Source organism: Rhodococcus sp. KRD175, from assembly GCF_017168275.1.
Taxonomy (GTDB): domain Bacteria; phylum Actinomycetota; class Actinomycetes; order Mycobacteriales; family Mycobacteriaceae; genus Rhodococcoides; species Rhodococcoides fascians.
Genome location: NZ_JABFAQ010000003.1, coordinates 83,892 through 106,165 on the forward strand (window position 1 = coordinate 83,892; position 22,274 = coordinate 106,165).

Below are 22,274 nucleotides of genomic sequence, written 5' to 3' on the forward strand. Positions count from 1 at the left end.
CGGGCTGGGCGTCGGAGGTCCTCGAACGCCGCGACACCGCGCTACTGCTGATGGGCTACACCGGCGCATTCCGCCGCAGCGAACTCGTAGCGCTCGAATGCCGCGATGTCCACCGCGACCGCCTCGACGGTGCGCATGTACGGATCCGAAGATCGAAGACCGACCAGGACGGCACCGGAACCGTGAAAGCACTCCCGTTCACCGCCCGCCACGAATCCTGCCCGGTCTGCGCGTGGGTGCGATGGCTGCAGATCGTCGCAGCGTTCGACACCGGCGGCAGAGTTGCCGTCATCCGAATACTCTCCCGCGCAGTGGAATTCGACTCCCATCTCTGTCGCGGCACCCTTCCTGTGGTCGAGAAACGGTCGCCGCTGTTCCGGTCTGTCCGCAAGAACGGCAACCTCTCCGACACTGTGTTGTCCGGGGCAGCGGTCCATGCGGCGATCCGCCGCCGCGCAGCTCACGCTGGATACGACCCCGAGACTGTCATGCAGCTCGGCGGGCATTCCCTCCGTTCCGGCTTCGTCACCCAAGCCTTCCGTAACGGTGCCGATGCACATGCGATCATGCGCCAAACCGGGCACACCACACCCGCAATGGTCGAGACATATGCCCGCGAGCACGCCCCTCTGGTCGGCAACGCGGTCACCGAACTCGGTCTATGACCGGGCGTGTGACTTCACCCGTGAACGCCGATAGGGCGACCGGGGTAGATGCTGACCACGACGACCGCCCTTGTCCGATACGACCAGCGGACATCACGAACACGTCGATACCGAGGCGGGATCGGCACACGTGGTCACTGTTCGAGGACTGGTGCACCGCCCATGGCGAACCCTCACTGGCGGCCTCTCCGGAGTCGCTTGCTCGGTTTCTTCACGCGCACCCCGCCGCGCCGACGACCCAACGCCGTCGGATCGCGGTGATCGACATCGCTCATCATCGGCATCTATTACCTCCTCCGGGGTGTGCTGAGATCGTTCGGGCTGCGCTGGACGTGGCGCGTACGGCGCGCCTGCACGAGCTGGCAGCCGTGATCGGCGGCGTCATCGCGCGCCTCCCCGAATCCGGTTGGCCGTCCGAACTGTTCGCGCGGCGAGACGCCCTCGTCCTGGTCTTTGCCTCGACCGGTCTGCCGTACACCCAGATCGCGGCCCTGCGGCCCTGCGACGTCACCGCCGATCCGAGGATCGATGCCCTTCGTATCGACACAGGCCGCGGCGTTCGCACCGTCACTCCTCTCGCACTGATGGAGACGGGTATCTCGCCGCGGACGGTGTTCCAGCGCTGGTTGGAGGTGCTGGGCCATCACACGCGGTACCCGAACACTCGAATGCTCGCCGACGCTCTCGATGCCGTGGGCGGTACCGGGCTCAGCGGATTCGACCGGTACGTCGATCCGGCCGGTCGACAGCCGCTGTCGACCGCAATCGACCGGTGGGGTCACACCCCGCTGACTGCGACTGCACTTACCGCCCATGCGGTCGCCGACATCGTTCGAGCGCACCTGGACGGACGAGCACCTGTGCACCGACACCATTCGGTGCAGGCACGGCAGCCGAGCACAGATCTCGTACCCAAGCCCGCCTCGGCTTCGCTACTCGACCCCGGCTACTACGAACACGGGACTCGGGCACGCCGAGACGCACACCAGCTACTCGGTGGCGTCGATTCGACGCTCGACGACGTCGAAGAGCGTGCGGATTCACTGTTGAAGCGGCTTCTCGAATTCGTCGAGGCAGAAGTGCCGCCGTGAGGTCGGCCGTTCGTGCCGCGAAGATGGTCCCTGCACCCGTTCAGGCCGCTTCTGTGGCGTGGAGACGCTCGACGAGACCGGGGTGAACCGATCGATCAGATCTCCGCTTGCGTGAACTCGACTGTGTCGCCCTCCGGTGCACCGACATTCCGGGAGCAATCGCCGGAGGGAACTTCGGTTCGGGTGAACCCCTCAGGCTCGGTGTGCGTACACCACAGTGAAGCCCACCGCTGGCGTGGGCACGAGGACAGGACACGTGATGAGCACTTCAAGGTTCCGTATGGCAACGTCGCTGCTCGCGTCGGCGGCGGTGATCGCCCTCGCCGGGTGCGGTTCCACCGAACCCACCGGTTCGGTGGCGGTGTCGAGCACTCCGGTGTCCACGTCGGCGGACGCGAAGGCTGCGACACCCGATGTGGCACCGTCCGAACCCGGACTGGTGGTGTACGCCAGTAACTACTCTGTGAGTGACACGGTCTCTCGGGTACAGCGCGCGCTGGAGACGGCGGGAGCTGTGGCAGCCACTGTGGATTTCGAGAAGTTGGCACAGGGAGCAGGTGAGACGATCCGCCCGACCACCGTGGTGATCGGGGGGAATCCGAAAGCGGCGTCGCCGTTGATCGCCGCGGACCAACGGGCCGCGATCGACCTTCCACAGAAGTACCTGGTCTGGCAGGCCGCCAACGGAACGGTGTTTCTGGCATACAACTCCGCCGAGTACATCGCGACGCTCGCAGGCATCCCGGTCTCGTCCGACGCCCTCGACGGACTCCGGGCCGGCTCGGCATCGACCGCGTCCGATGCGACGGGATCCTCGGCGGCCGCCGCAGAGGGCACCGATGTGTCCGCAGCGCCGGGATACCTGGTCGAGAAGACCAGTGATGCATCGGTTGCAGCGTCCATTGCCCGATACGAGGCAGCGTTCGCGGCCAAGAATCAGCCCACAGTCGCAACCGTCGATCTCGCGTCCGCCGCTGCCGAGACACCTCTGAGGCCCACCATGGTCACCTACGTCGGTAATCCTGCGGTCTCGACTGCGCTGGTCGGAGCGCAGCAGACCATGGGGATCGACCTCCCCGCCCGATACGTGGCGTGGCAGGATGCCGAAGGGATCGTTCACGTGGCTCACCCCGATATCCGTGTACTCGCCGCTCGGCATTCGATCTCGCCGACCAATCCTGTTCTCGACATGGTCGCCGCCGCCACGACCGGTTTCACCGATGCCGCTTCCGGCTCGGGCAGTTAGGTGGACGGTGTCGAATCCGGCTCACAGCACAACCACCAGCTCGTCGATGCGTCCGAAGTCGCCATGTCGGCGCTCTTCCGCGAGCACCAGCACGCAGTGACTCGATTCGTCAGCCGCTACACCCAGACCCGCGAGCAGTGTGAGGACATCGTCCAGGAGACGATGTTGCGCGCGTGGCGCGGGATCGACCGCATCGATGTGACGGCAGCATCGACGCGGTCCTATCTCATGACCATCGCGCGAAACGTACTCACCGATCAGTGGCGGGCGAGCACGAGCAGGCCGACTCTCGTCCACGATCAGATCGCACTCGCCGCCGAGTGCATCGACGACGAATTGGGCGGGGTCCTCGACGGGTGGCTCATAGACGAGTCGCTGCGTCGGTTGTCCGAGGAGCATCGAGCAGTCATCGTGCTCATCTACTACGAGGGTCGAACCGTCTCCGAAGTGGCCGCGCACCTCGATATCGCGGTCGGCACGGTCAAGTCCCGCTCCTATTACGCTGTGCGTGCCCTACGCCGGATCTTCGACGAGTTGGGATTGATTCCATGAGCTCAGCGCACGACGAGATCCGACCACTGCTCGGGGCGTACGTACTCGACGGACTCGAGCGCGACGACCGAGCAGCGGTACGACGACACCTCGACGACTGCCTTGCCTGCCGAACCGAAATCGACGTCCTGGCACCCGTCGCAGGAGTGCTTCGACGTCGCAGGCAGCCAGCAGATCTCTCACCGGTGCACTCGACGGCCGGTGCAGACCAGCGACTCGACCACCTGCTGAGCGCGATGAGGCATCAACGGACCTCCGAGAAGAGGCGGCGGCGAGTGTGGACTGCGGTGTCGGCGACCCTCGTTCTGGGAGTCGCTGCGGCGATCGTCCCGCTCAGTACCCTCGCCCGCTCCGACGATTCGACAACGGTGAACGATGCGGGTGCCCGCCCGCTCGTTCTGTCGAGCACCGTCGGGGCCACAGGTGACCTCGAGCTCACCACGAAAGCCTGGGGCACATCGATCGACGTCGACGTTCAACAACTCCCCGGCGCAGGCATCCTCACTCTGCAAGTGGTCGGCAACGACGGGACTCGACAACAAGCAGCTCAATGGTCGGTCACCGCGAGCCGAGCAGCAGCGGTGACCGGCGCAACGTCCCTTTCTGTCGAGGACATCCACTCGATCGTGATCGACGATCCGGCGGGCAACACGATCGCGCGGGCCTCTCGCTGAGACCGAGTCGTCACGGACACGGGCAGGTTTCGATGCGGTGCCTCGGACAGCGTGTCGGTCGCGTGGCCGCCCGAACGGCTGGACCGCGGTCGAGTGAGATCGGGACGCTGACGACGTACCCCGGATCGACATCCGAGTCCGAACGCGCTGGCTCTGCGTTCGCCGCACCGCATCGGTCCGTCGCTCGTTTTCCGGACTCATTCCAGAAAAGTCGTGCATACTGGTCGATGTGAGCTCATCGTCGAACTACCCGGAGATGCTGCGTAGTGCTGCGCTCCGAGTCACCCGCCCCCGTCTGGCGGTGCTCGACGTGGTGCACGAACATCCGCACGTCGACACCGACACCGTCCACAGAGCCGTTCGGGCCACCCTGCCCGATGTCTCCCGCCAGGCCGTGTACGACGTGCTCCGCGCTCTGACCACCGCGGGACTGGTCCGGCGAATTCAGCCGTCCGGTTCGGTCTCCCGGTACGAGAGCAGGATCGGCGACAATCACCACCATCTCGTGTGCCGCAAGTGCGGCGCGATCGCCGATGTGGAGTGCGCCGTCGGTGAGGCTCCGTGCCTCACTCCGTCGGAGGCCCCTGGTTTCGTCGTCGACGAGGCAGAGGTCATCTACTGGGGCCTGTGCGAGAACTGCTCCACCAGCGTCAGCCCCTGATGTCGCGGCGCGGGAGCGCCGCGGGAATCAGATCATTCACCATCTTCTGGAGGGAAAACTCGTGTCCGAGGACCACACAACACGCGAAAAAGAAATGAACCAGGACCAGCCACAGGAGTCGGGTGGCAAGTGTCCGGTCATGCACGACTCGATGCCGGCACCCGTCGAAGGCGGAAGCAACCGCGAGTGGTGGCCCAAGTCCCTGAATCTGAAGATCCTCAAGAAGAACCCGGCAGTCGGCGACCCCATGGGCCCGGACTTCGACTACGCAGCCGAGTTCAACTCTCTCGATCTCGCCGAGGTCAAGCGCGACATCGAAGCCCTGATGACGAACTCGCAGCCCTGGTGGCCCGCGGACTTCGGTCACTACGGCCCGTTCTTCATTCGCATGGCGTGGCACGCAGCGGGCACGTACCGCAAGCAGGACGGACGCGGCGGTGCCGGAGCGGGCATGCAGCGCTTCGCGCCGCTGAACAGCTGGCCCGACAACGCGAGCCTGGACAAGGCCCGCAGGCTGATCTGGCCGATCAAGCAGAAATACGGCCGCAAGCTCTCCTGGGCCGACCTGATCGTGCTCACCGGCAACGTCGCCATCGAGTCCATGGGCCTGCCGACCTACGGCTACGCCGGCGGACGCGTCGACGCCTGGGAGCCGGACGAGGACATCTACTGGGGCCCGGAGCAGACCTGGTTGGGCGACGAGCGCTACTACGGTGACCGCACCAGCCTCGAGGGCCCGCTGGCCGCAGTGCAGATGGGTCTGATCTACGTCAATCCCGAAGGCCCGAACGGTAACCCGGATCCGGTGCAGTCCGCACTGGACATTCGCGAGACCTTCGGCCGCATGGCCATGAACGACATCGAGACCGCCGCGTTGGCCATCGGCGGACACACCTTCGGCAAGACGCACGGCGCTGCCGATCCCGAGGTGCACATCGGTGCCGAGCCGGAAGGCGCTCCCCTCGAACAGATGGGCCTCGGCTGGAAGAACAGCTACCAGAGCGGCGTCGGCGCGGACGCGATCACCAGTGGCCTCGAGGTCATCTGGACCCCCACGCCCACCCAGTGGGACAACTCGTTCCTCGAGACCCTGTACGGGTTCGAGTGGGAGCTCTACAAGAGCCCAGCCGGTGCACACCAGTGGCGCCCGAAGAACGGCGAGGGCGCGGACCTCGTTCCCGACCCCGCCGATCCCTCCAAGCGTCGCCACCCGTCGATGCTCACCTCCGACATCGCGATGCGCGTCGACCCGATCTACGAGCAGATCACCCGGCGGTGGCTCGACCATCCAGAGGAGCTCGCAGAGGAATTCCAGAAGGCATGGTTCAAGCTCACCCACCGCGACATGGGACCGGTCACGCGCTACCTCGGCCCCGAGATCCCGGCGGAGCCCCTGCTCTGGCAGGACCCGATCCCGGCCGTCGATCACGAGCTGATCGGTGACGCACAGATCGCCGAGCTCAAGCAGGCCATCCTCGGATCCGAATTGACTCAGGAGCAGTTGATCTCGGCTGCGTGGGCGGCGGCGTCGTCGTTCCGCGTCAGTGACAAGCGCGGCGGTGCCAACGGTGGCCGTCTGCGTCTGCAGCCGCAGGCAGGCTGGGAGGTCAACGAGCCCGACGAGCTCGCACAGGTCATCCGCGTTCTCGAAGGAATCCAGCAGTCGTTCTCCGGAACTGTGTCCTTCGCCGACCTCGTGGTACTCGGTGGCGTCGCAGCCGTCGAGCAGGCCGCCAAGAACGCCGGCGTCGACATCACGGTCCCGTTCACTCCGGGCCGTATGGATGCCACGCAGGAGAAGACGGACGTCGACTCGTTCTCCGATCTGGAGCCCAAGGTGGACGGTTTCCGTAACTTCCTGGGCAAGGGCCAGAAGCTGCCGGCCGAGTTCAACCTGGTCGACCGCGCGAACCTGCTCTCGCTCAGTGCACCCGAGATGACCGTGCTCGTCGGTGGTCTGCGTGTACTCGGCGCGAACTACAAGGGGTCGACGCACGGCGTTCTGACCGACAAGGTCGGCACTCTGACCAACGACTTCTTCGTCAACCTCCTCGACATGGGCACCGAATGGGTTCCCGCCGCCGAGGAGGGCATCTACGAGGCCAAGGATGCCGCTACCGGTGAGAAGAAGTGGACCGGAACTCGCAACGATCTGGTCTTCGGCTCGAACTCCGAGTTGCGCGCCATCGCAGAGGTGTACGCCTGCGACGACGCCAAGGACAAGTTCGTCCGCGACTTCGTCGCGGCCTGGGACAAGGTCATGATGCTCGATCGCTACGATCTGGCCTGATTTCTCCATCGAACCCCATCTTCACCCCCGTACCGACTCTCGGTGCGGGGGTGAAATGGGTTCAGCGTCGGAGCCTCGGCGTCGTTGCGAAGTCTCGGTGGGCTGATCTCGTCGCCCCTACATCCTGGGTTGTTCGCCGTGGGTGCGCGACAAGTGTGGGTGGATGGCAGAGAAGCAACTTCTCGAGTTCGTCGAGACCGAGATAGCCGGGCGTGGCCGGTAGTTCGTGCCGCGAGGATGGTGGTCCTTGCTCCCGTTCAGGCCACTTTCGTGGCGTGAAGACGCTCGACGAGACCGAGAGTGAACCGGTCGATGTCCTCGATGGAGAAGCTCTCGTCACCGGTGATCACGAGCGAGGGCCGGCGCAGAAAGTGCTCGCCGCCGATCGGGACGCTCACCAGTTCCAGGGCGCGTTGGATCCATCGAACCGGCCGGATCGACGAGGCGACGTGATCGGCGAGGAGCAACGTTCCACCCGGACGCAGCACCCGCGACATTTCCGCGAGCGCGATGTCCGTGGCGGGGATGGCGCAGAGTGAGAACGTGCACACCACGGTGTCGAAGGATGCATCGGGAAAGTCGAGAGCATGAGCGTCCCCGAGCGTCAGGTGCGCATCCGGTCTGACGTCGGCGGCGCGAAAGTGTGCCTGCGCGAGCATGTCCGGACTCAGCTCGATTCCGGTCAACGATGTCCCCGCCGGGTAGTGCTCGAGATTGAGTCCCGTTCCCACTGCGACCTCGAGAACCTGGCCTCGGGCGCGACTGCAGATCCAGGATCTGGTGTCGCGGAAAAGGACTCGGTCGAGGAAGGTCATGTGCTTGTCGTAACCGGCCGCTTGCTTGTCCCAGAATCGTTGCCATCGGGCGAGACGGTGCGTCGAATCGCCGACCATCGCTCAGTGCTCCCGGCCGGGAGCGATGGGTGCCGCGGCGGTGCGTGAGGCCTCGGACTCGGGGTGCGCCGCCAGATAACGCTTCTTGACCAGCTCCGATTCCTGCGCTTTACGGGAGTTCGTGAGATCGCGGGGCAGCATGTGTCGCACGAGGCGGCGTTGCCGATTCTCTTCCATGTACGAGGCGGTGAAGAACAGCGAGAGCAGGACCGCCAGAAGCACCATGGAGCCACTCAACCACAGTTCACCCGGAAAGAACATGAACACGGCGTAGATGGGAAGAAACGGAACCTGGCCGCGGATCAGGTGCCGAACCACGGCGTGATTGCCCGTCAGATCGTTGGCCACCCAGTCCGTCATGGTCGAGGGCAGAGTGCGGCCGAAGGCGTAGCCGACCCACTGCCACGGCAAAGGGCGGGTCCTGTTGCGGTTCACCGGGTCGGGGTCGCTGTGCTCTGACGCATCCCCAGCCGCTTCATCAACAGGCTGGCCGGGCACCATCCGACTGCGGAATACAGCAGCAGATTCCCGCCGACGAATGCTGTCAGGACATGCCAGCGGCGGTCGTGAAGGGAACCGGCGGCGAGGCTGGCAAGGACCATGGTGCCCGCCAGCGCGGGGACTGCGCGTTCGATACTCGGTCCGCCGGGGCCGGTGAGGGTGTCGGTGCATGACATGCGGTAGATCCTCGCTTCTCTGCGTGTGGTGCGGTCGTCCGTGCATACCCTAGGGGGTAGATACGATGATACCAGCATACCCCTGGGGGTACTGTGTTACGGTTCCTCCATCTTCCCGACCAGTAAGGACACGATGTGAGTTCCACCGACGTTCGAACCGACGAGAGTTCTGCAGACAACTCGCCGCCAGGAATCACCGGCGGGCCGTTGGCGCGCTTCGGTGCGCGCATGGCAGGCAACTTCAAGTGGGTGGTCACCGCGTGGCTCGTGGTCATCATCGGATTGGGAGCGTTCGCCCCGTCGGTGTTCGGATCCCTCGCCGGTGCCGGGTGGCAATCCAACGGATCGGAGTCGGTCCAGGTTCGCGAACTCGCACAGGAGCACTTCGGCGGGAACTCCTCGGCCGCGATCCAGGTGGTCGTGCATTCGGACACCGAGCAGGTGACCGATCCCGCTGTCGCGGCGGTCATTTCCGAGGTCACCGACATTCTGGCCGCCGATTCGCGGATTTCCGAGGTGATCCCCCCGCAACCGGGAATGTCGATCAGCCCCGACGGACACACCGGGATCCTCATCGGTGGAGCGAACGGGACCACCGACGAGATGGTGAAGGCCGTCGACGATCTCAAAGGTGAGCTGACCGCAGCCTCCACGGACTCGATCGAGGTCTACCCGACCGGAGCATCGGCACTGTGGAGTGACTTCAACAAGGCCAACCACGACGCGATGATCAAGGCCGAAATCATCTCCTGGCCCGTCACATTGGCGATCATGGTGCTCGCGTTCGGATCGCTCGTCGCGGCAGGTCTGCCCTTGCTGTTGACTCTGGCCGGCCTCGTCGCATCCGCGGGTGGTCTGGTTCTGCTCAACGAAATCACACCGATCTCGGTGTGGGCGATGAACTTTGCGATGATGTTCGCGCTGGCGCTCGGTATCGACTACGCGCTCTTCCTCGTCGTCCGATTCCGGGATGCGCTCCGCAAGACCATCGACGCCGGACGGATCGACCCCCAGCGTGCAGTGGCAGAAACGATGGACACGGCAGGCAAAGCAGTCCTGCTGTCCGGCCTGACCGTGCTGATCAGCCTGTCCGCCGTGCTTCTGGTACCTGCACCTGCGGTACGCACGATGGCCGTGGGCATCATGCTCGCGGTGGTGTTCGTTCTCGCGGCCACCCTCACACTGCTCCCCGCAGTTCTGGGCAAGCTCGGACCGAAGGTCAATGCCGGCTCCCTCCCGTACGCGAAGCGACAGGTGCACCGCTCGCCGAAATTCGCGACCTGGGGTCAGTTGCTGCACAAGCATCCGTGGCCGTTCGCCATCGGCTCCCTGCTGATTCTGGTGGCGCTGTCGATTCCGGCACTGGGTCTCAAGGTCGCCATGCCGTCCATTTCGGTTGTCCCCGAGGACGCTCCGGTCCGCCAAGGCTACGAACTGGTGCAGGCACAGATGGGCGAAGGCGCACCAGGCATGCTGCAGATCATCGCCCCCACAGCGGAGGCAGAGCAGACCGCACAGATCGCAGCGAGCGTCGACGGCGTATCGATGGTGACGCCGCCCATGCCCGCCATGGACGGATCCGATTACGTCATGCTGCAGGCCATCCCGAACGTGGACCCGTCGGACCCCGCACTCGAGACCACACTCGACGCCTTGCGCGCCGAGCTGCCCGAGGGAGCGATCGTCGGCGGTGCACCCGCGGAGAACCTGGACCTACAGACCGCGTTGAACGAGTACCTGCCGATCGTGGTGTCGGTGATCCTCGTGCTCGGATTCCTGCTGCTGCTGATCGCGCTCCAGGCACCGCTGATCGCCCTGCTGGGGACCGTGGTCAGCCTGCTGTCCACCGGCGCAGCATTCGGTGTGGCGAAGCTGATCTTCCAAGACGGTCACGGGGCGTCGCTGCTCGGATTCACCCCGCAGGGATTCCTGAACGGTTGGGGCCCGGTGTTCTTCTTCGCGATGATCTTCGCAATCGCGATGGACTACACGGTGTTTCTGCTGTCGAGCGTCAAGGAACACTACGAGAACACCGGTGATCCGCACGGTTCTCAGGTCGACGGAATGGCGCATTCGGGTCGGGTGATCTTCGCGGCGGCAGCGGTGATGATCGCGGTGTTCTTCTCGTTCGCGCTCGCCGAACCACTGCCACCCAAGGAGATGGGCATCATCCTCGGCGTCGCCGTACTGCTCGATGCCGTACTCATTCGACTGGTCCTGCTACCGGTGCTGCTGCGCCTGACCGGCCACGCCGCATGGTGGTCACCGACGTGGCTGCGAGCGGCACTACCCAAGATCGGCTTCTCGCACAGCTGAGACGCTCGCACCGTCGAAATGCTCAGCATAGTGGTGGCCGACACCGTCCGGCGTCGGCCACCACGACCATCGTTACCCCTAGGGGTAACCTGGAGTTTCATCGAACGAAGGACTGAACGACATGACCGGTGACGCCGAAAGCATCGCGTTGGTATTGAACCGTCTGCGGCGTGCGCAGGGTCAGCTCGCCGGGGTTATCTCGATGATCGAGAGCGGCCGTGACTGCAAGGACGTCGTCACCCAGCTGGCCGCGGTGTCGAAGGCTCTCGACCGGGCAGGCTTCAAGATCGTCGCCACCGGACTCCGTGAGTGCATCACCGGGGCGGAAACAGGGGAGAAGATGAGCGAAGCGGAGCTCGAGAAGCTCTTTCTCGCCCTCGCCTGACAACGGTCCGATCACCCCCGCATCGATGCACGGGGGTGATCGGACCGAGGCAGGACAGCCGGTTCGAGATGGGGTGCTCGGGCCCGCGACGTGTCAGCTCCTGCGCGCTGGACCGGGATGCTCGGGTGGGCGGGTGAACACCACACGAGCCCAGAGAACGGTGGACAGCAGGGCTGCCACCGCCCCCAGATACAGGCCGATCGATGGACCCGCCACCGTCGCGGTCGGTGCCAGTGACTGCCGAGCCCAGATCGCGAGCACACCGAACACCGTGGTGACACCGTTGCCCGCCAAAGCCAGAGCGGCCCACCGAAAACGCCGAACCAGACGCGCGATCGAGGCCGCTACGACGGTGAACGTGAGAGTGAATGCGGTGAACAGTGTCGCCAACACACCCGCTGATTCCGCGTCGGCGCTTTCGGTGCGCAGAAGAACGTCGTACCCGTGTGCGCCGCCGGTGTGCGGAAGCACCACTCCGAGCACGGCCGCCGACACCAGAACGAGCAGATACGGGGTGACCCGGGTGATCACCACCTCCGGTATCACGCGTCGTTCGATGGCCTCGAACACCGACCGATAGTGGCTCAGGTCGCCCTCGCGGTCGTAACTGTGCGGCGGTCGACCGTTCACGCTCGGCCGGTGAGAATGGCATTCCAGTACAACGCCGGCAGTCCGCGTCTCTTGAGGAACCACATGTCGCGGCGTTCGCGGGTGGTGTCGATCAGCGGTATCGAGGGAGCCGGCTGCATCGTGTAGTCGAACTCGGCCAGAAGCATCGTCTTACGAGAGGTGGTCAAGGGGCAGGAGGCGTACCCGCCGTACTGTGCGGTCAGTGGACGGCCGGCGATGCTCGCCTGCAGGTTCTCGGCGACCACGGGTGCTTGCTTGCGGATGGCGGCACCGGTCTTGGAATTCGGTGACGATCCGGCGTCACCGAGGGCGAAGACGTTGTCGAATCTGTTGTGACGCAGTGTGTTCTTGTCGATCTGGACGTATCCGGCTGGATTCTCGGGGTCCGCTATGGGGCTGGCCTTGATCCAGTCCGGTGCAGATTGGCGCGGTACGACGTGGAGCAGATCGTAGGGTAGCTCGTCGGTGGTACCTGCACTGTTGTCGGTGATCGTCACCGACCGGCCGTCCGGATCGACAGCGGTGACTTCGCTGTTCTTGCGCACCTCGATGCCGTAACGCGCCACGACTCGTTCGAGCTCCTCGGCGAACACCGGTACCCCGAACATTCCGGGTGTGGGCAGGACGAGGACAACTCGGATGGCATCGAGCACGCCCTGCTCGCGCCAGTAGTCGGCCGCGAGGTACGCGATCTTCTGCGGGGCACCCGCGCATTTGATGGGGCCGGAGGGCATCGTGAACACGGCGGTGCCCGACCGCATCTTTTGAATCATCTGCCACGTCTTGGGTGCGAGATCGTAGCGGTAATTGCTCGAGACCTGCGGGGTGTCGATCGATTCGGCCATGCCGGACACCGAATCCCAGTCGAGCTGGATGCCGGGGCACACCACCAGGTGGTCGTAATGGATCGTAGTTCCCGAGGAGGTGCTGACCGTCTGGGCATCGGGGTCGACCCCCTCGGCGCGATCCTTGATCCAGCCGACGCCCTGGGGCATCACCGACGCCTCGCTGCGCGCACTCTCCGAGGCCGGGGCGCGGCCTCCACCGACGAGCGTCCACAAAGGTTGGTAATAGTGGGTCTCTGCCGGCTCGATGATGCCGATGTCGGTCATTCCTGCTCGCCGCAAACGTGCCGCGAGCGAAATACCGGCGTTGCCTCCGCCGATGATCGCGACTTTGTGGTCGATGGTGTGCGCGGACATGTGGTCCTCCTGTTCGAGACACGAGCTCGGTGAGCGCTGTCTCGATTTCGGTTGATGCCGGGTGGTTCAGCTCGACGTCGGTGTGGGCGCGAGCCGTGTGGTCACAACATTGGTGGTCATTGAAGCCAGGTGCACTGCATCCACAGCAGTCGTGCTGGAAGGTCATTCCGGCGTTCGAGCAGGTGGTGCAAGGACACGTGCCGAGGTGTACGTCGCCCTCTCCTTGATTGATCGTACGGATGTACGTACATTATGGAAGAGGTTAGTCGCCAATACCGACAAACGCCACACTCGGGACGAATGAAATTTCCTCGTCCGCCCCGAGTCGGCGAGTGCCGGACGGCTGAGGAGGACGTGATGATCGGCAACCACTGCGATGTCGCTGTGAGTCGTTGCGCCTCGCTGGATCGGCCGGTTCCCGCGCCCCTGGGTGTGCGTCGGTATTTCGACCCACTCCACCTCCGCCCCGTGAGATCGGTTCCGTGCGCCGCGGCGCACAGAACCTCCTGAAAATACCCCACGGGGTACCATGAATTTTGAGACCTGTACGGACGCCACCACGATCGACAAGGAGATTTCGATGCTTCTCGAACGCATCTACGACGAAGACCTCGCCCAAGCCGGATACTTCATCGGCTGCCAGGCCAAGGGAGAGGCAGTGGTGGTCGACGCCCGCCGCGACATCGGTGTGTATCTGGACCTGGCCGATCGGCATGGCATGACCATCACCGCCGTGACCGAGACCCACATCCATGCCGACTACCTGTCCGGCACTCGCGAGCTGGCCAAGGCCACCGGCGCGACCACCTACGTCTCAGGAGAGGGCGGCGACGACTGGCAGTACGGCTTCGAGGCCGAACGCCTCCACGATGGCGACACGCTGGCCCTGGGGAACATCACCGTGCAAGCTGTTCACACGCCCGGTCATACCCCGGAGCACCTCTCGTTCCTGGTGACCGACGGTGCTTTCGCCGATGCTCCGGGATACATGTTGACGGGCGACTTCGTCTTCGCCGGCGATCTCGGCCGCCCGGACCTACTCGACGAAGCTGCAGACGGTGTCGACACCCGTTTCGAGGGTGCCAAGCAGATCTTCCGCAGTCTGAAGCGGTCGTTCGTCACGCAGCCGGATCATGTCCAGGTCTTTCCGGGTCACGGTTCGGGCAGTGCCTGCGGAAAAGCTCTCGGCGCGTTGCCGTCGACCAGCGTCGGCTACGAACGCCGTTTCGCTTGGTGGGCCGGGTATGTCGAGCGCGACGACGAGCAGGGCTTCGTCGATGAGATGCTCGACGGTCAACCGGATGCACACGCCTACTTCGGCCGGATGAAGCGTCAGAACAAGCAGGGCCCGGTCGTTCTCGGGCCGCTGTCTTCCTTGCGCGAGTACGACTCCGCAGAATTGGCACGCGCCCTTGACTCCGACGAGGTCGTCCTCCTCGACACCCGCGGCCAAGATGAGGTGCACGCCGGCGCTGTCCCCGGAGCGCTCAACATCCCCGGCATCGGCAAGGCAGCCTCGTTCGGTGCCTGGGTCTACGACCCCGAACGAGAGGACACTCCACTGGTGGTGCTCGCCGAGGACCACGCCGTCGCCGACGAGCTACGTGATCACCTGCTGCGGGTCGGCATCGATACGGTGACCGGGTACGTCACGAGTCTACGAGGGCTCCCCATGACGACACCCGAGACGATCGGTGCGGACGAGCTGGATTCGTTCGACCCGGCAATGGTGCTGGACGTGCGCAACAAAACCGAACACGCCGACGGCCACATACCTGGCTCCGAACAGCTCAGCGGTGGCCGATTGCTGTGGAACCTCGACGGACTGCCCACTGGCGGTCCGATCGTGACCTACTGCCAGAGCGGCGTCCGTAACGCGGTCGCAGCCAGCGCCCTGCGCCGCGCCGGCTACCGAGTTGTCGAACTCGAGGGCAGCTACGCCGCCTGGGCCGCGCGCAACCTCGAAACAGTCTGATCGAACACGCCCGAATCGGAGGCGGTGGTGCAGTCCGCCCCCGATTCGGCCCTGCGCTCGCCCTGTCGGCTCGCCGCGCCACCGACGGTAGAGCAAACCCCGGGGGGAGCAGACCCGGGCGACAGGTCTGACTCCCACAGGAGCTCGTTCGTGCTCGGCAACGACTTTCTCGATGCGAGGGTCGTCTCGTTGCGTGCCGACGATGCCGACGGATGGTCCGTCGGGGACGGGAGAGCTGACGGCCCCGAGATCCTCGGTTGACATCGCTTCGACGCGGAGAGAGCATCACTCCCGTCTGTACGGATGTACGTACATTTGTTGTACAGTAGCCCCAAGGGTCAGCAGCCGGCGGCTCGAATTCGGATTCCGACACAGATCGACAGGAGGGCCTCTGATGGTTGAACCCGATCGTAGTGCCGTGCTCGACCGTTCCAGTGCGATGCCGCTGTGGGCGCAACTGCATGCCGATCTGGTCCGCCGAATCGGCGACGACGAATTCGCCGGATCCGAGTTCCCGGGTGAGCATGCGTTGACGACGAGCTACGGAGTGAGCCGTCACACCACCCGCGAGGCCCTGCGGCACCTGCGGAACGAAGGAATCTTGATTGCAGAGCGTGGCCGGCCCTCTCGGTTGGCGGCTCCGCCGGTGATCGAGCAGCCACTCGGTGCGCTCTACAGTCTTTTCGCTGCCGTGGAAGCCACGGGTGTTGCCCAGCACAGCGTGGTGCGTGCACTCGAACTGCGGACCGACCCCGCGGTGGCCGCTACCTTGCAGGTCGGTCCCAAGGCTCCGCTGCTCTACCTGGAGCGCATCCGTATGGCAGGGACCGTGCCGTTGGCGCTCGACCATGCCTGGTTGCCGGGGGATCTGGCACGCGACCTCCTGGATGCGGACTTCACTCACACGGCTCTCTACATCGAGCTCGAGAAACGCTGCGGCATCCGCCTGACCGGTGGCCGCGAGGACGTCACTGCCGTCGTCCCGGATCCGGAGGCTGCGGCAGCACTCGAACTCGACTCGAAGACCGCCGCGCTGTCGATCCGCCGCTTGGGTTGCATGAATTCCCGGCCGGTGGAGTTGCGGCACACAGTGATTCGAGGAGATCGGTTCACCGTCTCGGCCACGTTCTCACCGAGCGACGGCTATCGCTTCGTGCCGGCCACGCCGCTGCACGCCCTGTAAGCACCCACTGATCGAAGGAGCGTTCTTCATGACTGAAGCACCACCGGAAGCCGATCCGGCCGCCGCACACGCACTGATCGCCGAATCGGGAGCCATCCTGATCGATGTCCGCGAGGACGACGAATGGGCAGCCGGCCACGCCCCGGACGCCGTCCACGTACGCCTCGGCGATCTCGATCCTGCTGCCTACCCTCCTGAGCAGAAATTGGTCGTGGTGTGCCGCTCGGGCGCTCGGTCGAGCAAAGCTGTCGCAGCCCTCACCGATGCCGGTCGCGCAGCGCACAATCTGTCGGGCGGAATGAAGGCGTGGCACGAAGACGGTCGCCCTGTGGTCCGTGATGACGGCACCCCCGGCGCAGTGATCTGACATGGTCGCCACCCTGGCGATCGCAGTTGCCGCAGGGATTCTCATCGGGCTTTCCCTCGGCGCGCTCGGCGGTGGGGGATCGATACTGACTGTTCCTGCCCTGGTGTATCTCCTGGCAGTCGAACCGCAATCGGCAACGAGCGCCTCGCTGATCATCGTCGGAATCACCTCGATCATCGCGGCCATCAGCCATGCGCGAGCACGGCACGTTCGGTGGCGGGCAGCGGTAGTGTTCGGAATTCTGGGCTCGGTCACCGCCTTCGGTGGATCGATTCTCAACCGATCGGTCGACCCGCAGATCTTGTTGCTCGCGTTCGCGGCACTGATGATCGTCGCCGCCGGTGCGATGTTGCGCCGCACCCGGCGCGGACACGATGCCGACCTACCGAACCCGGCCGAGGCCGCGGGAACACGCCCGGGTGCCGTCGCGGTCGCCACCAAGCCCACGAAAGTAAAGATCACCACTTCGCAGGTAGTCAAGCTGGTTGCCTCCGCGCTCGTCGTCGGCTTCCTCACCGGGTTTCTGGGAGTGGGCGGCGGATTCCTCATCGTCCCCGCCCTGGTTCTGGCACTGGGCTACGCGATGCCCGTCGCGGTCGGAACGTCACTGGTGATCATCTCCATCACCAGCGCGGGAGCCTTCACCGAACGCCTCGGTACGGGTGCCACCATCCCGTGGGAGATCGTCGTACCGTTCACCCTCGCGGCGATTGCAGGCTCGTTCGCCGGGAAAGTGGTCAGCGACAAGATATCGGCGACCGCACTGACCCGAAGCTTCGCAGTTCTGTTGTTGGTCGTGGCCGTCTACGTTACCGTTCAAGCATCGCTTGCGCTCTAGCTCTGGGTGCGTCCCGCAGCCGTCGGCGAATCCTCATAGACATGGCCTGTCCAGCCGGCCGCAGCACAGATCTCGAGGTATCACCTCGCTCATCATCATCGCTTTCACTACGCTATCGGGAGTTCATCGATGACCGCATTGATCCCACGTACCGACGCCGCCCGGCCGTATCCCGCACGCCGAGAACCCAAGGGCTCGACGCTGTTTCAGTTGGTGACCACCACCGATCACAAGACGATCGGGAAGATGTATCTGGTCACCTCGTTCGGATTGTTCCTCATCGGCGGGTTGATGGCGCTGCTCATGCGCACCGAACTCGCCGTACCGGGGTTGCAGTTCCTGTCCAACGAGCAGTACAACCAGCTGTTCACCATGCACGGCACGATCATGCTGTTGCTCTACGCCGTCCCGGTGGCGTACGGATTCGCCAATTACATTCTGCCGCTTCAGATCGGGGCACCCGACGTCGCGTTCCCACGGCTCAACGCGTTCGCGTACTGGCTGTATGTGTTCGGATCGCTGATCGTGCTCGCCGGGTTCATCACCCCGGGAGGTGCCGCGGACTTCGGATGGACCGCCTACACCCCACTGACGAGCGCACTGCATTCCCCCGGTGTCGGTGCCGACCTGTGGGTACTGGGCCTGATTCTGTCGGGCTTGGGCACGATCTTGGGTGCGGTCAACTTCATCACCACCGTGGTGTGTCTGCGCGCACCCGGCATGACGATGTTCCGGATGCCGGTCTTCACCTGGAACATGCTCGTGACCTCGGTGCTGGTGCTGCTGGCGTTTCCGACCTTCGCGGCCGCGTTGGCCGGGCTGGCCTTCGATCGACACTTCGGTGGTCACGTGTTCGACCCGGCGACCGGGGGAGCGGTGCTCTGGCAGCACCTGTTCTGGTTCTTCGGCCATCCCGAGGTCTACATCGTCGCGCTCCCGTTCTTCGGCATCGTCTCCGAAATCTTTCCGGTCTTCAGCCGCAAACCCATCTTCGGCTACAAGGGTCTGATCTTCGCTACCCTCGGCATCGCAGCGCTCTCGATCACGGTGTGGGCGCACCACATGTACGCCACCGGAGCTGTTCTGCTGCCGTTCTTTTCGTTCATGTCCTTCCTCATCGCCGTGCCGACCGGGGTGAAGTTGTTCAACTGGATCGGCACCATGTGGCGAGGACAGGTCACCCTGGAAACCCCGATGCTGTTCAGCATCGGATTTCTGATCACATTCCTGTTCGGCGGACTGACCGGTGTGCTGCTGGCCAGCCCCCCGATCGATTTCCACGTCACCGACACCTACTTCGTGGTGGCGCACTTCCACTACGTACTGTTCGGGACCATTGTTTTCGCCACCTACGCCGGGGTGTACTTCTGGTTTCCCAAGATCACCGGACGCATGCTCGACGAACGCCTCGGCAAGTGGCACTTCTGGACGACGTTCGTCGGGTTCCACATGACGTTCCTGGTGCAGCACTGGCTCGGCAACGAAGGGATGCCGCGCCGCTACGCCGACTACCTGCCCTCGGACGGATTCACCACCTTGAACCTGATCTCCTCGATCGGAGCGTTCATTCTCGGGCTGTCCACGCTGCCGTTCGTGTGGAATGTGTTCAAGTCCTACCGATACGGCGAGGTCGCCACCGTCGACGATCCGTGGGGCTACGGCAACTCTCTCGAATGGGCCACCACCTGCCCACCGCCCCGCCACAATTTCACCGAAATACCTCGTATCCGTTCCGAGCGGCCGGCGTTCGAGCTGCACTACCCTCATATGGTCGAACGCATGCGCACCGAAGCCCACGTCGGGTTGACGGGCCACACCGCCGCTGTGCGGGCACCCTCCGAAGTGATCGCCGACGGCGTCGAAGAGGGCACCGCCAGCGGGACCTCAGGGGAGAGACGGTGACGAGCGCGCGGAGACGGCGCTCGACAGGTGCCGCTGTCCTGGTACCGGGACGGGTGTCGTACGCGATCGCGGTCGCCATGGGGTTCTACGTGCTCGCGCTGATCGTGCTGTTCACCTTCCTCGTCCCTCGACTCTCACCCGGGTCGGCGACCGCTGTCACCGCTGCCGTGGTGGCCGGCTTCGCCGTGCTGCTGATGGCGGCGATGATGTTCGCAGCCCGCACACCGCTGCATCCTGCAGCGGTATCCGTGGTCCGGGACGCCGCGGCGGACCGGGAGGACGACATCGTCGAAGGGTGGGCGGTGGTCCTGGGCACCGACATCGATTCACGGCGGGTGGAACTGGAAGTGACGGTGCCCGGGTCCGGAACGTACCGGTGCGATGTGCGTGCAGAACGGTCGACCGTCCGCGCACTGGTGATCGGTGCCACCATTTCGGTGTGGGTCGATCCGCATCATCGCCGGTCGTTGACCTTGGTCGGGGTCGGGGTCGGTCCGAGCATCGACGACGACACGTACGGGAACGGGCGTCGCTGATCGAGCTACCTCGCCTGCACCCCGCGGCGGCGAAAGCCGCTCCAGGGTTGCAGACGTCGATCACAACTACCCTCGACTGCCCGCTGGACGGGTGGCTGTGTCGGTGACCGACGTGAGTGTGCCTGCGCGACATCGATTTTCCCGTGACGGAGTCCCCGCTTGCTGGCGATGGCAAGTGTGGTCGTGGTGTTGCACCTGGCCGGGTGGGGACTGTGCGTTCACTACGATGCGGGTCTGCGCATGCGCGGTCTGTGCCGCGACGTGCGAGACCACGAAGACCGGGACCGCGAGGTGCGAGACCACGAAGAAAGACGACTCGGGTCGCAGCCCTGGCAGGATCAGGGCTGCGGACCGCGATCTACTTCTTGGAGAACATGCGGGAGAACAATCCCGGTGACTTCGGATCGGCGGCGTGCCCCTTGCAGCGATTGGACGCCGGAACGCCCCGCATCACCTGATCGACGTGTTGACCGCATCCCGCCCACGTCGTTTTTCCGCACTTCTTGCACGTGACAGCCCTGCACATGAGTCTCTCCTTCGGTCGATGAATCACTGACCAATATACCCTATGGGGTATCAGATTTGGGGTGTCGGGGATGATCGGTCATCGCCCCGGTCGGGGGTCCGCCCAAGTGGGCGACGTCGTAGACGAACTGTTCGGGTACCGCGCTGGTCCACGGCCGCAGGCCGAGTGCGGTCTTGATACCGATCAGGGCCTGTGCGATGGGTGGGCAGCGGCGACACTGCCGCAGGTGCGTATCGATGCGGGCCGAGGCGTCGACATCGAGACGCCCGTCCAGGTAGTCCGATGCCGCGGCGAGTGTGCGCCGGCATGCCTGGGAGTCGTTTTGCGGATGTGTGGGACCGTCGTCGAGGGCGCGCAGCAGCTTGACCCGTGCGCGGTGGATGCGCTTGTACACCGCTGCGGTGGTGAGCGCGCCGACCGCGCCGATCTGTGTCGCTGTCCAGCCCTCGCCGTCGTGCAATGCCAGGACCATTCGATCCTCGACGGTCAACGTCGCCAGCGCCGCTCGCACCGTGGATCGATCGCTGAGCGCCTGCACGACCGTCTCGGGGTGCTCGAGGTTGCTGATCGGTACATCGATGTCGCCCGTGCCCGATGGTTCTGTGCGCTGAGTCTCCGCGCGTGCGGCCACATCGCGGGCACGGTTGATCGTGATCCGGTAGAGCCACGTCGTGAGAGCCGATTCGGATCGAAATGTTCTCCGGTTGCGCCACGCGCGTTCGAGGACGTCCTGCACCAGATCGTCGGTATCGGCCGGTGATCGTGTCATCGCGGCTGCGAAGCGACGAAGAGTCGTGCCCTGGTCGATCAGATCGCGCGCGAAGCGCTCGTCGTATGCCGCGCTGTCGGGATCGGGGTCGGAGTCGAGGTCGAGGTCGGGGCTGGGCTGTTCGCGCGATGATCCACCGATTGGTCCACTTCGGCGTTCTCGCCCGTCCAACAGTGAAAGTCCCTCTACAGAACTGGAATCATCATGTCGTTCGTCGAATTCATGCGCAGTACTGCCGGACGCGCACTGCGCATCGTGGTGGGAGTCGCTCTGATCGTGGTCGCCGTCGTGCTCGGCGGTGTCGGGGGCATCGTGGTGGGAGTGATCGGCGGTGTGTTCGTGCTGACCGGGGTGATCAACGTGTGTCTGCTCGGCCCGTTGTTCTCCGTCGATCTTCGAGGTCGGCCCAAGACGTCCTGAACGGGGTGCGCGGGCGGGCAGCTCAGAAATGGGGGATCACCTTGAACGCGGTGTACCCGTCGCTGCTCTGGGCCAATGCGACACCGTTCGAGGTCACTGCTGTCGGTGCGGCACTCGGTGATGTGCCGGTGACGCGGCCGGAGGTGGCATCGATGGCAGTCACTCCCGAGTCCGACGCGCCGTAGACGATGCCGCCGACCAGAGCGAAGCGGTCGGCACCGGGAAATTGATCGGCGGTGAAACCTCGGGTGCCGTACTGCTCGAACAGGACAGCGATTCCGTCGTCGGTGAGGTCTGCGGTGGTGATCATCGTCGCCCCGCTACTGCTGTCGGCGGTCACCACCATCGGACTGCGGCTACCGCTGATCCATCGGAGCTCGGCATCGGAGAGTCGATAGACCGCCTGGATCGGTTCGGGACGGGTCGGGATCGTCCATGCCACGACCACTGCATTGCCCTGTCTCTTATACACATCT

At 64.6% G+C, this 22,274-nt stretch carries 23 protein-coding genes and 1 pseudogene; 16 read left to right on the forward strand and 8 right to left on the reverse strand.

The genetic code is table 11. The features are described 5' to 3' along the window. From J1M81_RS03780 to katG, 7 genes are all read left to right on the forward strand, one after another. The coding region (locus J1M81_RS03780) for a site-specific integrase (RefSeq protein WP_206497633.1) at positions 1 to 665 on the forward strand (665 nt) is incomplete at its 5' end. A gap of 257 nt (positions 666 to 922) precedes the next feature. Beyond that, positions 923 to 1,756: a recombinase gene (locus J1M81_RS03785; protein WP_308051209.1), complete on the forward strand. Its 834-nt coding sequence runs from the start codon at positions 923 to 925 to the stop codon at positions 1,754 to 1,756. A 259-nt stretch (positions 1,757 to 2,015) separates the two neighbouring features. Next, positions 2,016 to 3,002 (forward strand): DUF302 domain-containing protein, encoded by a 987-nt coding sequence (locus J1M81_RS03790; protein WP_080729192.1) that lies wholly within the window; start codon positions 2,016 to 2,018, stop codon positions 3,000 to 3,002. Further along, on the forward strand, positions 3,003 to 3,554 hold the full coding sequence (locus J1M81_RS03795) for a sigma-70 family RNA polymerase sigma factor (RefSeq protein WP_027494238.1): 552 nt from the start codon (positions 3,003 to 3,005) through the stop codon (positions 3,552 to 3,554). Next, positions 3,551 to 4,228, forward strand: coding sequence for a zf-HC2 domain-containing protein (locus tag J1M81_RS03800; RefSeq protein WP_027494239.1), 678 nt, complete (start codon positions 3,551 to 3,553; stop codon positions 4,226 to 4,228). The genes J1M81_RS03795 and J1M81_RS03800 overlap by 4 nt, the downstream gene beginning before the upstream one ends. Positions 4,229 to 4,484: 256 nt before the next feature. Next, entirely contained in the window at positions 4,485 to 4,889 is a 405-nt protein-coding gene (locus tag J1M81_RS03805) for a Fur family transcriptional regulator (RefSeq protein ID WP_196248934.1), read from the forward strand. Between the two features lie 94 nt (positions 4,890 to 4,983). Beyond that, entirely contained in the window at positions 4,984 to 7,179 is a 2,196-nt protein-coding gene (katG, locus tag J1M81_RS03810; protein WP_241257684.1) for a catalase/peroxidase HPI, read from the forward strand. 257 nt (positions 7,180 to 7,436) lie between these two features. Here katG and J1M81_RS03815 read toward each other — a convergent pair whose 3' ends face one another. Genes J1M81_RS03815 through J1M81_RS03825 form a run of 3 tightly spaced genes read right to left on the reverse strand, consistent with a single transcriptional unit; the run spans position 7,437 to position 8,749 of the window. Next, the gene (locus tag J1M81_RS03815) at positions 7,437 to 8,072 is read right to left on the reverse strand and encodes a class I SAM-dependent methyltransferase (protein WP_151097334.1); all 636 of its coding nucleotides are present in this window, start codon (positions 8,070 to 8,072) and stop codon (positions 7,437 to 7,439) included. 3 nt (positions 8,073 to 8,075) lie between these two features. Beyond that, a complete protein-coding gene (locus J1M81_RS03820; protein WP_206497635.1) occupies positions 8,076 to 8,483 on the reverse strand; it encodes a DUF5313 family protein in 408 nt (135 codons plus the stop codon). A 20-nt stretch (positions 8,484 to 8,503) separates the two neighbouring features. After that, positions 8,504 to 8,749 carry a DUF2892 domain-containing protein gene (locus tag J1M81_RS03825; RefSeq protein WP_006898186.1) on the reverse strand — a complete coding sequence of 82 codons (246 nt, stop codon included), beginning with the start codon at positions 8,747 to 8,749 and terminating at the stop codon, positions 8,504 to 8,506. Positions 8,750 to 8,884: 135 nt separating this feature from the next. Here J1M81_RS03825 and J1M81_RS03830 point away from each other — a divergent pair, with 135 nt between their 5' ends. Continuing rightward, on the forward strand, positions 8,885 to 11,065 hold the full coding sequence (locus tag J1M81_RS03830) for an MMPL family transporter (RefSeq protein WP_206497636.1): 2,181 nt from the start codon (positions 8,885 to 8,887) through the stop codon (positions 11,063 to 11,065). 121 nt (positions 11,066 to 11,186) lie between these two features. Continuing rightward, a complete protein-coding gene (locus J1M81_RS03835; RefSeq protein WP_206497637.1) occupies positions 11,187 to 11,450 on the forward strand; it encodes a metal-sensitive transcriptional regulator in 264 nt (87 codons plus the stop codon). A 93-nt stretch (positions 11,451 to 11,543) separates the two neighbouring features. Here the strand turns inward: J1M81_RS03835 and J1M81_RS03840 are convergent, their stop codons facing one another. Continuing rightward, positions 11,544 to 12,080, reverse strand: a complete 537-nt coding sequence (locus J1M81_RS03840; RefSeq protein ID WP_006898189.1) for a hypothetical protein — start codon at positions 12,078 to 12,080, stop codon at positions 11,544 to 11,546. Continuing rightward, positions 12,077 to 13,282: an FAD/NAD(P)-binding oxidoreductase gene (locus J1M81_RS03845; RefSeq protein ID WP_151097337.1), complete on the reverse strand. Its 1,206-nt coding sequence runs from the start codon at positions 13,280 to 13,282 to the stop codon at positions 12,077 to 12,079. The genes J1M81_RS03840 and J1M81_RS03845 overlap by 4 nt, the downstream gene beginning before the upstream one ends. A gap of 580 nt (positions 13,283 to 13,862) precedes the next feature. On the opposite strand from J1M81_RS03845, the gene J1M81_RS03850 reads away from it, so the two are divergent. The 6 genes from J1M81_RS03850 (at position 13,863) to J1M81_RS03875 (ending at position 20,083) form a co-directional block, all read left to right on the forward strand. After that, positions 13,863 to 15,257: an MBL fold metallo-hydrolase gene (locus tag J1M81_RS03850; RefSeq protein WP_206497638.1), complete on the forward strand. Its 1,395-nt coding sequence runs from the start codon at positions 13,863 to 13,865 to the stop codon at positions 15,255 to 15,257. Positions 15,258 to 15,651: 394 nt separating this feature from the next. Beyond that, positions 15,652 to 16,440, forward strand: a complete 789-nt coding sequence (locus J1M81_RS03855) for a GntR family transcriptional regulator (RefSeq protein WP_032370102.1) — start codon at positions 15,652 to 15,654, stop codon at positions 16,438 to 16,440. A gap of 28 nt (positions 16,441 to 16,468) precedes the next feature. Then, the gene (locus J1M81_RS03860) at positions 16,469 to 16,807 is read left to right on the forward strand and encodes a rhodanese-like domain-containing protein (protein WP_032370103.1); all 339 of its coding nucleotides are present in this window, start codon (positions 16,469 to 16,471) and stop codon (positions 16,805 to 16,807) included. A 1-nt stretch (position 16,808) separates the two neighbouring features. Then, positions 16,809 to 17,645: a sulfite exporter TauE/SafE family protein gene (locus tag J1M81_RS03865; RefSeq protein WP_206497639.1), complete on the forward strand. Its 837-nt coding sequence runs from the start codon at positions 16,809 to 16,811 to the stop codon at positions 17,643 to 17,645. A 129-nt stretch (positions 17,646 to 17,774) separates the two neighbouring features. Beyond that, entirely contained in the window at positions 17,775 to 19,547 is a 1,773-nt protein-coding gene (gene ctaD, locus J1M81_RS03870) for a cytochrome c oxidase subunit I (RefSeq protein WP_032370105.1), read from the forward strand. Continuing rightward, positions 19,544 to 20,083 (forward strand): hypothetical protein, encoded by a 540-nt coding sequence (locus J1M81_RS03875; RefSeq protein WP_032370106.1) that lies wholly within the window; start codon positions 19,544 to 19,546, stop codon positions 20,081 to 20,083. Before ctaD ends, J1M81_RS03875 begins: the two co-directional genes overlap by 4 nt. A 358-nt stretch (positions 20,084 to 20,441) precedes the next feature. Here J1M81_RS03875 and J1M81_RS03880 read toward each other — a convergent pair whose 3' ends face one another. Then, complete coding sequence (locus tag J1M81_RS03880) at positions 20,442 to 20,609, reverse strand: hypothetical protein (protein ID WP_155288438.1); 168 nt, start codon at positions 20,607 to 20,609, stop codon at positions 20,442 to 20,444. Positions 20,610 to 20,649: 40 nt separating this feature from the next. After that, a complete protein-coding gene (locus tag J1M81_RS03885) occupies positions 20,650 to 21,549 on the reverse strand; it encodes a sigma-70 family RNA polymerase sigma factor (protein WP_241257676.1) in 900 nt (299 codons plus the stop codon). Positions 21,550 to 21,582: 33 nt separating this feature from the next. On the opposite strand from J1M81_RS03885, the gene J1M81_RS03890 reads away from it, so the two are divergent. After that, on the forward strand, positions 21,583 to 21,798 hold the full coding sequence (locus tag J1M81_RS03890) for a YgaP-like transmembrane domain (protein ID WP_032370107.1): 216 nt from the start codon (positions 21,583 to 21,585) through the stop codon (positions 21,796 to 21,798). Positions 21,799 to 21,820: 22 nt separating this feature from the next. On the opposite strand, the pseudogene J1M81_RS03895 reads toward J1M81_RS03890, so the two are convergent. After that, a pseudogene (locus tag J1M81_RS03895) lies at positions 21,821 to 22,274 on the reverse strand (hypothetical protein); the annotation flags it as partial.

What these genes read in the sequence shown, in the direction of transcription:
- J1M81_RS03790 (WP_080729192.1), top strand. Translation starts at nt 2,016, where the DNA reads ATGAGCACTTCAAGGTTCCGTATGGCAACGTCGCTGCTCGCGTCGGCG.
- J1M81_RS03800 (WP_027494239.1), top strand. Translation starts at nt 3,551, where the DNA reads ATGAGCTCAGCGCACGACGAGATCCGACCACTGCTCGGGGCGTACGTA.
- J1M81_RS03805 (WP_196248934.1), top strand. Translation starts at nt 4,485, where the DNA reads ATGCTGCGTAGTGCTGCGCTCCGAGTCACCCGCCCCCGTCTGGCGGTG.
- katG (WP_241257684.1), top strand. Translation starts at nt 4,984, where the DNA reads ATGAACCAGGACCAGCCACAGGAGTCGGGTGGCAAGTGTCCGGTCATG.
- J1M81_RS03815 (WP_151097334.1), bottom strand. Translation starts at nt 8,072, where the DNA reads ATGGTCGGCGATTCGACGCACCGTCTCGCCCGATGGCAACGATTCTGG.
- J1M81_RS03825 (WP_006898186.1), bottom strand. Translation starts at nt 8,749, where the DNA reads ATGTCATGCACCGACACCCTCACCGGCCCCGGCGGACCGAGTATCGAA.
- J1M81_RS03835 (WP_206497637.1), top strand. Translation starts at nt 11,187, where the DNA reads ATGACCGGTGACGCCGAAAGCATCGCGTTGGTATTGAACCGTCTGCGG.
- J1M81_RS03845 (WP_151097337.1), bottom strand. Translation starts at nt 13,282, where the DNA reads ATGTCCGCGCACACCATCGACCACAAAGTCGCGATCATCGGCGGAGGC.
- J1M81_RS03850 (WP_206497638.1), top strand. Translation starts at nt 13,863, where the DNA reads ATGCTTCTCGAACGCATCTACGACGAAGACCTCGCCCAAGCCGGATAC.
- J1M81_RS03855 (WP_032370102.1), top strand. Translation starts at nt 15,652, where the DNA reads ATGGTTGAACCCGATCGTAGTGCCGTGCTCGACCGTTCCAGTGCGATG.
- J1M81_RS03860 (WP_032370103.1), top strand. Translation starts at nt 16,469, where the DNA reads ATGACTGAAGCACCACCGGAAGCCGATCCGGCCGCCGCACACGCACTG.
- J1M81_RS03865 (WP_206497639.1), top strand. Translation starts at nt 16,809, where the DNA reads ATGGTCGCCACCCTGGCGATCGCAGTTGCCGCAGGGATTCTCATCGGG.
- ctaD (WP_032370105.1), top strand. Translation starts at nt 17,775, where the DNA reads ATGACCGCATTGATCCCACGTACCGACGCCGCCCGGCCGTATCCCGCA.
- J1M81_RS03880 (WP_155288438.1), bottom strand. Translation starts at nt 20,609, where the DNA reads ATGTGCAGGGCTGTCACGTGCAAGAAGTGCGGAAAAACGACGTGGGCG.
- J1M81_RS03890 (WP_032370107.1), top strand. Translation starts at nt 21,583, where the DNA reads ATGTCGTTCGTCGAATTCATGCGCAGTACTGCCGGACGCGCACTGCGC.